Source organism: Streptomyces sp. ISL-10 (assembly GCF_018614575.1).
Lineage (GTDB): Bacteria > Actinomycetota > Actinomycetes > Streptomycetales > Streptomycetaceae > Streptomyces.
The window spans coordinates 24,038-34,988 of record NZ_JAGGOJ010000006.1; the positions used below are offsets into that span (position 1 = coordinate 24,038).

Sequence of the window (10,951 nt, forward strand, 5' to 3'; positions counted from 1 at the left end):
GCAACGGTGTCCGAAAATTGCCGTGGGAAAATTTGAAACCGGACAAAGCTGGCATGGCTGCGGTTATCGTAATCGAGGGAGGGGTAGCGCTGGCCTGGCGAACTGTGTGCGGGTTGGCGCGCACGTCTTTCAATGCTAAGCATCTTGCCCGCCGTGACCTTCGAATCGAAAGCTCGTGATCCGGACTTTGATCCTCCGGATGTGGAAACCGCAGGCCTTAACGTCCTTTTCATGACTCAGCTCGATGCGCGGCCGCAGGCCGGAGACGCAGCACGGGGCACGGCCGCCCCCGAAGACGCCGGAGGTGTCCGCCAGAAAGGCCTGGGCGGGAACTCCGTCGGCCTGATGGGCGGAGCCGTCATCGGCGTCTCCACGGTCGCCCCCGTCTACTGCCTGACCTCGACCCTTGGACCCACCGTCGGCGAGGTGGGCCTCCAGATGCCGGCCATCTTCCTCGCCGGCTTCCTGCCGATGCTGCTCGTCGCCTTCGCCTACCGCGAGCTCAACAAGGCGGTCCCGGACTGCGGCACCTCCTTCACCTGGTCGGTGAAGGCCTTCGGCCCCAAGATCGGCTGGATGTGCGGCTGGGGCCTGCTGGTGGCCACCGTCGTGGTCCTGTCCAACCTCGCAGGCGTGGCCACGTCCTTCTTCTGGCTCACCGCCGGAGAGATCAGCGGCAGCGAAAGCGTCGCCGCACTCGACGGGAACAAGGCCGTCCACATCCTGACCACGCTCGCCTTCATCGCTGTCGCCACGGCGATCAGCTACCGCGGCATCACCGCGACCAAGTGGGTCCAGTACGCCCTGGTCGGACTCCAGCTCACCGTCATCGCCGTCTTCGCCGTCATGGCGATCGCCAAGTCCGGCGAGGTCGCGGGCTCCCTGGACTTCTCCCTGTCCTGGATGAACCCGCTCGGCATCGAGTCCTTCTCCGCCTTCACGGCCGGACTCTCCCTCTCGATCTTCATCTACTGGGGCTGGGACGCCTGCCTGTCCATCAACGAGGAGAGCGTCGGCAGCGCCCGCACCCCAGGCCGCTCCGCCATGCTCGCCATGGTCGTGATCGTGGTCTCGTACCTGATGGTCGCGATCGCCGTCCAGATGTACGCCGGCATCGGCGACAAGGGCACCGGCCTCGGCAACCCGGACACCTCCGACAACATCTTCGCGGTCCTGGCCGACCCGATCATGGGCTCGGGCCTCGGCATCCTGCTGTTCGTCGCGGTCCTCGCCTCCGCCGCGGCCAGCCTGCAGACGACCTTCATCCCCGTCGCCCGCACCGCGCTCGCGATGAGTTCCTACGACGCCATGCCCCAGGCGTTCGCCAAGGTCCACCCCCGCTTCAAGACCCCCGGACTCGCCACCGTGGCCGCAGGCATCGCCACCGGTCTCTTCTACACGGTGATGAGCCTGGTCAGCGAGAACGTCCTGGTCGACACCATCTACGCCCTCGGCCTGATGATCTGCTTCTACTACTCGATCACGGCCTTCGCCTGCGTCTGGTTCTTCCGCAAGGAGCTGACCCGCTCGACCGGCAACCTGCTGGTCAAGGGAGTGCTCCCAGGCGTCGGCGGCCTGATGCTCACCGCCGTCTTCGGCAAGACCCTCTACGACATGTGGGACCCCGCCTACGGCTCCGGCTCCTCCGTCCTCGGCATGGGCTCCGTGTTCGTCATCGGTGTGGGCCTGCTGCTGCTCGGTGTCGTGCTGATGCTCCTGATGCAGCGCCGCAGCCCTGCGTTCTTCCGGGGCGAGGTGCTCACCAAGGAGACCCCGGCCCTGGTGATGGCCGACTGACGGTCAGTCCCTCGCGGGCCGCAGCCGCAGATGGGTCACGGCGGGCGAGTCGATCACCCGGGTCGTCTCGAACTCGACCGCCTCCGTGACCCCGCCGGCCTCCTCGAACAGCCGCACGCCGCCGCCGAGGAGCACCGGCACCACGTGCATCTGGAGCTCGTCGAGCAGGCCGGCCGCCAGCACACCGCGGATCACCTGACCGCCGCCGGCGAGGACGACGTCCTTCTCTCCGGCGGCGCGCCGCGCCCGCCCGACGGCCTCCTCGATCCCGCCCGTGACGAAGGTGAACGTCGTCCCGCCCGGCTTCACCAGCGGCTCCCGCTCCTCGTGTGTGACGACGAACACCGGGGCGTGGAAGGGCGGAGTGTCGCCCCACGGCCCCTCGCCCAGGTCGAACATCCGCCGCCCCATCACATAGGCCCCGGCGCGCAGCACCGCCTCCTCCATCACCTCGGAGTCCGGCCCGGTGGCACCCCCGTCGAGACCGTGCATCCCCCGCCAGCTCTCCAGCGGATACGCCCACTCGTGCAGCCGCTCACCTCGGTCGCCGAGCGGATTGCCGGGGCCGTCGTTCGGGCCGGCGATGAATCCGTCCAGGGACACCGAGATGTCCGCGACGACCTTGCTCATGACGTGCTCCTTCGGTCGGGTCCGGTACCGACTATGCCGCCGCCCGGCACGGGAGCGTCGACGCCTCGCGGTCGGCCGCCGCAGCCGGGTGGACTGCTGGGCGCGCCGCTGATCCTGCTCGGGGCGAAGCTTGGGGCGCTGCGCGAGCCGTGAGGGTGCATGTGCCGCCATCGGGGCGGGCGTTGTCGCACCCGCCCCGTACAGTCGCCCGCATGACGAAGCCGTTGATCCGGGCGAGCGAGGCGGGCGGGAAGTCCATCGACGACCCGACCTACGTCGAAGTGCACGACCTGCTCGCCGACATGAATCTGTCGTACCCCTTCGTGATCGTCGAGCGGACGGACCGGGAGCCGGTCGACCAGCACTTCATCCAGGTGCACTTCAACGACGACCTCAGCTATCAGGTCGAGTACCGCGAGGAGCTGCACTTCCAGGCCCATGTGCCCAGCCAGGGCCCGGTGATCGGACCCGAGCCGGTCGCGAAGATCATCGACGACTGGATGCGCGACGGCGACACCTGGCGCACGGCCCTGCCGTGGACCCCGCTCTTCCCGGTGGAGAAGCGCTAGGAGACGGGCTTGAGCTCCGCCATCTCGTTCCAGCCCTGGCCCGGCACCTCGACATTGATGATCTCGGGCTTGGTGGCGATGGCGGTGGCCATCGCCTCCATCCCGGCCTTGAAGTGCTCGGACGCGACATGCGCCGCGCCCGCCTCCGCGTCGGCGAAGGCCTCCAGCAGCGTGAACTTGTGGGGGTCGTCGACGCCGCGCGACCAGTCGTAGAAGAGGTTCCCCGGCTCGGCGCGGGTGGCGCGCGTGAAGTCGTCGACGATGTCGAGCCAGCGGTCGCTGTACTCGGGGCGGACGGTGAACCTGACGGCGATGAAGATCATGCCTCCACCCTCCGCCGCGTGGCCCTGCCGGACCACTCGGGCGGTCCGGTTTTCCGACCCCGTCGGAAACGGGATGCCGCACGCGGGGTCAACGCGTCGCGCTCGGCCCTGCGGGCGGGCCACAGCCCGCGGCCGGTGCCCGGCTCGTCTGCGACCCGGGGCCGGTCGCCGGAACGAGCCCGGGGGCGCGTGCCCCGGGCAGCAGGCTAGCTCCCCGCCGCGCGCACCAGCGCCGCACGCAGTTCGCCGTGCCGCCGCCGGAAGTCCGTCGTAGGCAGCGACAGCGACAGCGCGTGCACCACGCCCTGGGAGGACTGGACGGCGAGCGTGGCGGCCAGGCAGGTGTACGCCGGGTCCGCCTCGCCGACGGAGACCGCATAGCCCCGGCCGCGTACCCGCTCGACCTCCGCCTCGAAGCGGTCCGCGGCGGTGATCGTACGGTCGGTGAAGCGGGCCATCCCGTGCTCGGCCAGGTACCGGCGCCGCGCCGTCCTCGGCAGCGCCGCGAGCAGCGCCTTGCCGTGCGCGGTCGCGTGCGCCCGGGACTCGGGGCCCGGCACGAAGGGGTGCTCGCTGTCCGTGACCGGCACCGTGCTGTCCAGCATCACGATCCGGCCGTCCCGGTACGCCGTGACGTATGCCTGTGCGCCGGTCGCCCGCCGCAGCCGCGGCAGCACCTCGGCCAGCTGCGGCCCGAGCCCGAGATGTCGCTGGAAGGACCGGTGCAGTGCCACCGCACGCGGCCCCGGCGCGTAGCCCTCGCCGGTCCGCAGGAGATGCCCGCGCGTGGTGAGCGGCCCCAGCAGGTGGTACACGGTCGACAGTGAGCACCCCAGCTGCCGCGCGAGCGCCTTGGCCCCGACGGGACCGGGGGCGTCGGCGACGGCGTCGAGGATCTCCAGCGCGCGGTCGACGGACTGCGGCCCGGAGGCAGGGCTTGCCATGATCACGTTCCTTCCACGGTCCCGTTCGAGGGTACGCGGCAGGGACGCCGGCTCAGCCGCCCAGGAAGACCGGGTTGGTGAAGGCCGCCGGCGGCCCCGGTAGTCCGGGGACCACGGGCGCGTGCCGGACCTCGGCCCGTACGTACGTGGCGTAGCGCGCCGTTGTACGCCACGCAACCGTGCCCACCCCCGACACCGGGACGGGGGCCGTGTGCAGCACGCCCTGGTCGGTGACGAAGCGGACCGTGCAGCCGGGGACGCCCGCCACCTCCGCCCGTACGGTCACCGGATCGTCGTCGTCCACGCGCAGCCGTTCGCCGATCCCGGCGTGCCGCCCGCGCCCGCCCGCCGCCGAGAAGGCCACGGTCACGTCCTTGTTCTCGGCGACGTAGCTGCGTCCGGCCCTGATCCCGTCGAGGATCGCCGCACGGCTGAGGTCCTCGGCGAGGACGACGGTCTGGGGTGTGCCGACCGGGTCGGGGTGGCGGTGCGCGTCGCTGCTGCCCATGGCGGGGATCCAGCGCCCGCGAGTGCGGGCGGCGACGGCCAGGGTGCTGTCCCAGTCGGCGAGGGACACCTCGTCGTCGGGGGTGTAGGGCCCGTTCCACACCTCCACCGCGTCCGCTTCGCCGAAGCCGAACTTCCAGTTGCAGCCGATGCAGGTGGCGTGCGGATGGGCGGGGACGACCAGGCCGCCGGCCCGGCGGATGGCACGCGCGTAGTGCCCGAAGCGGTTGTCACGTGCGCGGTAGCGCCAGTCGACGAACGTCCCCGGGTCGGTGCCGAGCGCCACCACGTGCCCGTTGCGCGTCGTGACCTCCTCCCCGAGGAGGATCAGCAGGTCGTCACCGGCCGCATCGGCCCAATGGGCGTGGGCGGAATGGGTGTTGTGCTCGGAGGAATTGATGAAGTCGAGCCCGGCGGCCCGGGCGAGGGCGGCGATCTCGGCGGGGGTGCGCCTGCCGTCCGAGTACCACGAGTGCAGATGGCAGTCGCCCCGGTACCAGGCGCGCCCGCGCCCCTTGGCTCGCTCCGGCGGATACACCGCTGTGCGCGGCTCGGCCTGGTCCCCGTAGGTGAGCGTGACGCGGACCTCGTACGTCAGCCCCTGCGGCGCGACGGTGTACGGCCCGAGCGCGATGTGCCACAGGCCGGGCCGGACGGGACCGGGGAGGTAACCCGGAGTCGCGTCGTCCGCCTGGATGAAGAACTCCGTCCGGGCGCCGCCGGACCACCCCCGGAACCCCTTGCCGCCGAGCGCTGTTCCGCGCTCGTCGAAGATGCCGATGTCGAGGGCGTTGCCCGCGGTGCCGGCGGGCTGGGGCGGTTTCTCGTAGCTGTACCAGACGTGGATCCGGCTGACGCCCGCCGGGATCTCCACGGGGAGGTACACGAAGTCGGGCGCGCCAGGCGGCAGCGTGCCGCGCACGACCTCTGTCGCCCCTTCGCCCTTGCGTACTGCCGCGTTCGCGAAGCTCACGGTGGCCAAGGTAAGGGCGGCCGCGGCTCCCGTCACGATGAGTCCTCGTCTGCCCAGTGCGTGTCCCGCATGTTCGTCGTCGTTGCACATGCCGTCGGCTCCCGAGGGGTCGAGATGGACAGAAGTGATGCAGTCCGAACCCTGGTATTGAGCCGTGAACCTGGATGCAAGGGAAGGGAATTGACAGGTGACACGGTCGTGGCCGGGCGCGGGTGGCCGTCTTTGGGCCTACGGTGTCCCCATGCGGATCGCGACCACGATCTTCCTCACCGACGAGACGATCACCCCCGTGCGGCTGGCCCGCGAACTTCAGCAGCGGGGCTTCGCCGGGCTCTACGTCCCCGAACACACCCACATTCCGGTGTCCCGGAGGACGCCGTACGGCGGGGGTGGCGAACTGCCGCGCGAGTACGGCCGCATGCTGGACCCGTTCGTCGCGCTGTCCCAGGCGGCGGCGGTCACGTCGACCCTGCGGCTGGGGACGGGCGTGACGCTGGTGGCCCAGCACGACCCGATCGCCCTGGCGAAGGGGATCGCGACCCTGGACCACGTGTCCGGGGGCCGGTTCACGCTGGGCGTCGGCTTCGGCTGGAACGTGGAGGAGGCGGTGGACCACGGCGTGGACTGGCCGACGCGCCGGGAACTGGTCCGGGACAGGATGCGCCTCATGCGTGCCCTGTGGTCGTCCGAACCGCTCGCTTACGAGGGCGAGTTCGCGACGGTCAGCGCCTCGTTCGCCCACCCGAAGCCACAGAACGGCGCGCCGCGCATCCTGGTGGGCGGCGCGGCGGGCCCGAAGCTGTTCGCGCACATCGCGGAGTACGGCGACGGCTGGATGCCCATCGGGGGCCGCGGGATGCGGGAGTCGGTCCCGGTGCTGCGTGACGTGTGGTCCGCGGCGGGCCGCGACCCGGATGCCTTGGAGGTGGTCCCGTACGCGGTCCTCCCCTCACCGGGCAAACTGGCGCACTACGCGGACCAGGGCGTGCGGGAGGTGGTGCTTCAGCTCCCGGCGGGTGGCGAGCTGGAGGTGCTGCGGGCGCTGGACGAGTACGCGCGGTATCTGTAGGGGGTGTCGGAGTGGCTTCGGCTGTCGCGAAGTTCCGCCCCCGCGAACCGGTACGGTCCGGGCCATGAGCCCATCGCTGGATGCCCCAGCCGCTGGCCTCGGCGCCCTCCTTGCGAACGTCTTCTCCTGGACGAGCCATCTCTCGCGACCGGAAGTACGGGAGCTCGTCAGCGAACTCCTCCAGGCCACGGAGGATGCGGGCCCTGGGGCGCACCGGACTCTCGACCGCGTCCTCACGGAGTGGCGCGCGACGGCGGCGATACTGGCCGACCCCGTCCTGACGGCGCAGTTGATGCGCCCCCTGCCGGCCGAGGACCACGGCGAGGTCCTCGCTCCGTGGCGGCTTGGGCAGTGACTCAGAGTTCCACGCGCGCGTAGACGACGAAGGCGGCCCAGGCGGGAGCGGTGAGCGCGAGCTGAGGGCCGGGGAGGTTCTTGGAGTCGCGGACGTGGACGGTGGTGGGGGTGGTGGCGACCTCGACGCACTCCCCGCCGCCGCCACTGCTGTAGCTGCTCTTGAACCAGTTGAGCTTCTGCTCGGTGATCATCGCTCTCCCAGCATCTTCTCGATCAGGACAAGGGACTCGCCAGGCCTGAGAGCCTGCGACTGGATGATCCCATAGCGGATCGACAGCACACTGACCTCTTCCCTGTCGGTGATCAGGCGCGGGTACGTGTGTGTCTCCAGATATGCCACCTGCTGCCGGCCTTTGGGTGTGACGAGAGTGAACGGACCGTCCAGGCTTGGCTGTTCCTCCCGGTCGAGGGGCATCACCTGAAGCTGGACCGTCCGGAGCCGCCCGACATCGATGAGCCTGCGCAGTTGCTGGTGGTGAACGGTCCGCCCTCCGATCGGCCGGAGCAGGACGCTCTCGTCGAGGATGAAGCTGAACGTGGGGGACGGCCATGGTTCGAAGATTTGCTGCCGAGCGAGGCGGTCGGCTACCCGCTTCTCGATCGTGGCGTCGTCAAGCAGTGGCCGCCACTGTGTGAAGACGGCACGGGCGTAGTCCTCGGTCTGGAGCAAGCCGGGCACGGACTGGTTGTTGTAGACGCAGAGCTGAACAGCATCCGCCTCCAGCGTGGCGTAGTTCCGGTACCACTCCGGATGCCGGGTCCGTGCCTTCGACTGCGCCTCCCTTACGTCATCGACGGCCGCCTTGAGCACGCCTCCCGCGCCCATCAGACCGTCCACGCGCTCAAGGAAGTCGGGTTGTGGGGTCCGGACCCCGCGCTCGATCGCGGAGATCAGGTCCTCCCCGCAATGGGCAGCGATGCCGAGCTCCTTCTGGCTCAGCCCGGCCCGTTCCCGCAGTACCTTGATCTGCTTGCCGAGTGCCCGGAACAGATGCGCAGTCCCATCCACCTCGGCCGGCCTTTCCGGTCGCTCTTCCCGCCCGGCGTTCCCCATGCCGTACCCGCCCTTGCGTACGTACCCGAAGGTCACGGCCGACAGCCGTACAGCGGACCGACCGCGTCCGTACGGATACCCGGCGTCGAGCCGTAGGTCCTGGTCAGCGTAGGCAGAGCCGGACACGCTCGGTGACGTGAATACAGAAATCACGACCCCGACGGCTGAGTTCACCCAGCGCTTCACGTCCATCCGCCGCGGCGCCCGTCTGGCCCGCCACTTGGCCGTGCACCAACTCGACGCGTGGGGCTACGCGTACGGCAGCGAGCTGTCCGACACGGCGGCGCTGATCGTGGCGGAGCTCGCCGCGAACGCGGTGACGCACGGCCGCGTACCGGCCCGCGACTTCGAGCTACGCCTGCGGCTGACGGAGACGACGCTCCGCATCGAGGTCGCGGACGCGCGGGGCGAGCGCGCGCCGATGACGGGAACGCCGAGCCCGGACGCGGAAGCGGGCCGCGGGCTGGTGCTGGTGGCGGCGCTGGCGACGGACTGGGGTGTGGCGGACCGCCAGGTCGGCAAGACGGTCTGGGCGGAGTGCGCCCTGCCAGGGAATCGTCACTCGTCAGCGAATGCTGATTGGCATCGAGCAGCCACGACCGGTCACGTGGTCAGTTGATCGGCTTCCGCACTTCTTCGCGGACCTTCAATGTCTGCTGTGCGATGGCGTCGAGGTCCACCGTGTCGGGGTCCTGCGCGGCGGACGCCGGGGTCAGGAAGGCGACGTAGGCGGCCGTGTTCTCGTCGCCCCAGGCGCACACCGGGACGGTAGAGGTGCCGTCTTCGTCCTTCGACAGCATCACGGTGCACTGGAAGTCGACGTCAGAGCCCGGTGGGGTGATGGTTTTCGCCGGCTCGGGCTCGCTCATGCCGTCCCCTTTCCGCATCCCGTCCAGGAGGCTGTCGCGGGGCTGCGCCGGATTCCTGAACTGCCCGTACATACCCGTGATGACGAGTCCGCTGTTGCCGGTCGTGCTGGTGCCGTTGTAGGAGCCGAGGATCCCCTTGATGTTGCGGGCGTCCGGCCCGGCGCCGTAGCCGCTCCTTTCCGCGTCGGCATTCGCCTCGGCGGAGCTGTCCTTGATCAGCTCGTACTCGCCGTCCAGCAGCGTTCGCGGCACGGTCAGCCGATATTCGGCCGCGGGGAACGGATTGGCGGCCTCCCTGGCGGCTTCATCGGCGGCATCGCTGCCTCGGTTGCCGAGGTAGGAGAGGCCGAGGAGGGCGGCTATCGAGCCGAAGACAATGCCGAGGATGAGACCGGTTCTGTTCTTGCGCGGCGGCCCTGACGGCGGCTGCCCCCAGCCGCCCGGGCCGGGATACGGCGGATACGGCTGCGGAGGCGCAGCCGGCTGTCCGTAATGCGGCTGGGGCGGATACGGCTGTCCGTACGGGTGTGGCTGAGGCGCCGGCGATCCGTACGGCCCGTTCGGCTGAGGAGGGGGCGGCATTGTCATGATCACACGCTACGTCAGCCTCAGCTGACCTGGCTGAAAGCCTCTCCCGCGTGTGCAGCCGCCACCAACTCCAGCAGTGCCTCGTGCCGGTAGTCCTCCGGGTCGGTGACATACGGAGGAACGCCAGGGTAGGTCCGGCAGAAGGTCACGTATGCCGTGACCGTCCGCTCCTCGGTCCAGGACTCGGACACGCTGATGTACGCCGCGAGCACCGGGTCGGCAGGTGCCGCCGGGTCACCGGCGAGGCAGCGCAGCGCGTACGCCAGGCATCGGCGGACCAGTGGTTCCATGCGTTCGCGGCCGGACGGCGGCAGGTCGTGGTCCACCATGCCGCGGCCGTTCACGACGGCTTCCTCGTGGACCAGGTCCGCATACGCGCCTCCGGGCCCGGACGCTGCGAGGGCTGCCAGCACGTACGCACCGCTCGCAGTGGTCGTCCAGCCCTCCTTCGCGATGTCCAGGAACATCGGCGGGATGTCCGCTTCGGTAAGGCCCGTCGTGTCGAGGTTCGCCAGCACCTCGGCCATCGCCTGGTTCATACGCATCCGGTCGCCCCTCACGCCCCCGCCCCCAGCGCCGGCGCAACCAGCCCGTCCGCCGCCGAGCTGCCGCCGTACGTCTCGCCGTACGAGCCGCCGGACGACCCCGCATCCGCATCCGCCGCCGGGTCGTACGCGCACTCCATGTGCACGCCGCCAAAGAAGCGGCCGCCCACCGACATCCACTCGTACACCTGGCGTTCCCCGTCGCCGCGTTCCGTGCGCAGGATCCAGTCCTGCGACGCCTGCCGCCGCTCGTACGAGGTGACCGTCCAGCCCTCCTCCTTCAGCCGGTCGCGCAGCCGGGCCAGCGCCGCCAGTGCCTCCGCGCGCGGCACGTCCGACACCTGCCACGTGTGGGAGAGGGCGTACGCGCCGTCCACCGGCGTGTCCGCCATGCTCTCAAGCCCCCCGGGGTAACACGAGCCCGCGGCCAGGCTGTTGTCCACGCCCGCGGGCAGCACCGTGTCGAAGCCCGCAAGCGCGTACGCCTGATGCGAGCGGGCCGTTGCGCGGTCCGCCATCTTCTGCGGGGCCACGCGCGGGTAGTCCTCCGGCGTCGCGCTCTCGATCCCGTACGTCACCACGAGGCACAGCACGAACAGCACCGGTGCGCCGATCACGACGGCCAGAGTGATCCAGAGCCATCGGAGCAGGGGGACACGAGGGCGTTCGAGATCGTCGATCATGGCCCGGACGCTACGCGCGCCCCCGCGGAGCGCGTATCCGCAG

Annotated in this window: 14 protein-coding genes; 5 read left to right on the top strand and 9 right to left on the bottom strand. The window is 70.2% G+C overall.

Translation table 11 applies throughout. From position 1 onward, the window contains the following. The first annotated feature begins 231 nt into the window (after positions 1-231). A complete protein-coding gene (locus tag J7E88_RS06335; protein WP_215178240.1) occupies positions 232-1,797 on the top strand; it encodes an APC family permease in 1,566 nt (521 codons plus the stop codon). 3 nt (positions 1,798-1,800) lie between these two features. Here J7E88_RS06335 and J7E88_RS06340 read toward each other — a convergent pair whose 3' ends face one another. Further along, positions 1,801-2,427 carry a dihydrofolate reductase family protein gene (locus tag J7E88_RS06340; protein WP_215178242.1) on the bottom strand — a complete coding sequence of 209 codons (627 nt, stop codon included), beginning with the start codon at positions 2,425-2,427 and terminating at the stop codon, positions 1,801-1,803. Positions 2,428-2,639: 212 nt separating this feature from the next. Here J7E88_RS06340 and J7E88_RS06345 point away from each other — a divergent pair, with 212 nt between their 5' ends. Further along, the gene (locus tag J7E88_RS06345; protein ID WP_251022240.1) at positions 2,640-2,996 is read left to right on the top strand and encodes a hypothetical protein; all 357 of its coding nucleotides are present in this window, start codon (positions 2,640-2,642) and stop codon (positions 2,994-2,996) included. On the opposite strand, the gene J7E88_RS06350 is transcribed toward J7E88_RS06345, so the two are convergent. The 3 genes from J7E88_RS06350 to J7E88_RS06360 form a co-directional block, all read right to left on the bottom strand. Next, positions 2,993-3,319, bottom strand: a complete 327-nt coding sequence (locus tag J7E88_RS06350; RefSeq protein ID WP_215178244.1) for a putative quinol monooxygenase — start codon at positions 3,317-3,319, stop codon at positions 2,993-2,995. The genes J7E88_RS06345 and J7E88_RS06350 overlap by 4 nt on opposite strands. A 206-nt stretch (positions 3,320-3,525) precedes the next feature. After that, entirely contained in the window at positions 3,526-4,263 is a 738-nt protein-coding gene (locus J7E88_RS06355) for an IclR family transcriptional regulator (protein WP_215178246.1), read from the bottom strand. 52 nt (positions 4,264-4,315) lie between these two features. Continuing rightward, positions 4,316-5,833, bottom strand: a complete 1,518-nt coding sequence (locus J7E88_RS06360) for a CehA/McbA family metallohydrolase (RefSeq protein ID WP_215178248.1) — start codon at positions 5,831-5,833, stop codon at positions 4,316-4,318. 151 nt (positions 5,834-5,984) lie between these two features. Here J7E88_RS06360 and J7E88_RS06365 point away from each other — a divergent pair, with 151 nt between their 5' ends. Both J7E88_RS06365 and J7E88_RS06370 read left to right on the top strand, forming a co-directional pair. After that, positions 5,985-6,812, top strand: a complete 828-nt coding sequence (locus tag J7E88_RS06365) for an LLM class F420-dependent oxidoreductase (protein ID WP_215178250.1) — start codon at positions 5,985-5,987, stop codon at positions 6,810-6,812. Between the two features lie 64 nt (positions 6,813-6,876). Continuing rightward, on the top strand, positions 6,877-7,167 hold the full coding sequence (locus tag J7E88_RS06370; protein ID WP_215178252.1) for a prevent-host-death family protein: 291 nt from the start codon (positions 6,877-6,879) through the stop codon (positions 7,165-7,167). A 1-nt stretch (position 7,168) separates the two neighbouring features. Here the strand turns inward: J7E88_RS06370 and J7E88_RS06375 are convergent, their stop codons facing one another. Together J7E88_RS06375 and J7E88_RS06380 are read right to left on the bottom strand one after the other, a co-directional pair. Then, positions 7,169-7,360: a DUF397 domain-containing protein gene (locus J7E88_RS06375; protein WP_215178254.1), complete on the bottom strand. Its 192-nt coding sequence runs from the start codon at positions 7,358-7,360 to the stop codon at positions 7,169-7,171. After that, a complete protein-coding gene (locus J7E88_RS06380) occupies positions 7,357-8,223 on the bottom strand; it encodes a helix-turn-helix transcriptional regulator (protein ID WP_215178312.1) in 867 nt (288 codons plus the stop codon). The genes J7E88_RS06375 and J7E88_RS06380 overlap by 4 nt, the downstream gene beginning before the upstream one ends. A gap of 136 nt (positions 8,224-8,359) precedes the next feature. On the opposite strand from J7E88_RS06380, the gene J7E88_RS06385 reads away from it, so the two are divergent. Then, positions 8,360-8,842 (top strand): ATP-binding protein, encoded by a 483-nt coding sequence (locus J7E88_RS06385; protein WP_215178256.1) that lies wholly within the window; start codon positions 8,360-8,362, stop codon positions 8,840-8,842. On the opposite strand, the gene J7E88_RS06390 is transcribed toward J7E88_RS06385, so the two are convergent. From J7E88_RS06390 to J7E88_RS06400, 3 genes are read right to left on the bottom strand one after another with little or no spacing between them, the layout of a single operon-like run. Further along, entirely contained in the window at positions 8,835-9,680 is an 846-nt protein-coding gene (locus J7E88_RS06390; RefSeq protein ID WP_215178258.1) for a hypothetical protein, read from the bottom strand. The two genes, J7E88_RS06385 and J7E88_RS06390, sit on opposite strands and share 8 nt — an antisense overlap. Before the next feature lie 20 nt (positions 9,681-9,700). Further along, positions 9,701-10,225, bottom strand: coding sequence for a hypothetical protein (locus tag J7E88_RS06395; RefSeq protein WP_251022241.1), 525 nt, complete (start codon positions 10,223-10,225; stop codon positions 9,701-9,703). 11 nt (positions 10,226-10,236) lie between these two features. After that, positions 10,237-10,908, bottom strand: coding sequence for a hypothetical protein (locus J7E88_RS06400; protein WP_215178260.1), 672 nt, complete (start codon positions 10,906-10,908; stop codon positions 10,237-10,239). Positions 10,909-10,951: the final 43 nt, after the last annotated feature.

Bases quoted from the DNA above. Each gene is read 5' to 3' on its own strand.
- J7E88_RS06345 (WP_251022240.1), top strand. From the start codon at position 2,640: ATGACGAAGCCGTTGATCCGGGCGAGCGAGGCGGGCGGGAAGTCCATC.
- J7E88_RS06350 (WP_215178244.1), bottom strand. From the start codon at position 3,319: ATGATCTTCATCGCCGTCAGGTTCACCGTCCGCCCCGAGTACAGCGAC.
- J7E88_RS06370 (WP_215178252.1), top strand. From the start codon at position 6,877: ATGAGCCCATCGCTGGATGCCCCAGCCGCTGGCCTCGGCGCCCTCCTT.
- J7E88_RS06335 (WP_215178240.1), top strand. From the start codon at position 232: ATGACTCAGCTCGATGCGCGGCCGCAGGCCGGAGACGCAGCACGGGGC.
- J7E88_RS06355 (WP_215178246.1), bottom strand. From the start codon at position 4,263: ATGGCAAGCCCTGCCTCCGGGCCGCAGTCCGTCGACCGCGCGCTGGAG.
- J7E88_RS06380 (WP_215178312.1), bottom strand. From the start codon at position 8,223: ATGGGGAACGCCGGGCGGGAAGAGCGACCGGAAAGGCCGGCCGAGGTG.
- J7E88_RS06360 (WP_215178248.1), bottom strand. From the start codon at position 5,833: ATGTGCAACGACGACGAACATGCGGGACACGCACTGGGCAGACGAGGA.
- J7E88_RS06375 (WP_215178254.1), bottom strand. From the start codon at position 7,360: ATGATCACCGAGCAGAAGCTCAACTGGTTCAAGAGCAGCTACAGCAGT.
- J7E88_RS06400 (WP_215178260.1), bottom strand. From the start codon at position 10,908: ATGATCGACGATCTCGAACGCCCTCGTGTCCCCCTGCTCCGATGGCTC.
- J7E88_RS06365 (WP_215178250.1), top strand. From the start codon at position 5,985: ATGCGGATCGCGACCACGATCTTCCTCACCGACGAGACGATCACCCCC.
- J7E88_RS06395 (WP_251022241.1), bottom strand. From the start codon at position 10,225: ATGCGTATGAACCAGGCGATGGCCGAGGTGCTGGCGAACCTCGACACG.
- J7E88_RS06390 (WP_215178258.1), bottom strand. From the start codon at position 9,680: ATGACAATGCCGCCCCCTCCTCAGCCGAACGGGCCGTACGGATCGCCG.
- J7E88_RS06340 (WP_215178242.1), bottom strand. From the start codon at position 2,427: ATGAGCAAGGTCGTCGCGGACATCTCGGTGTCCCTGGACGGATTCATC.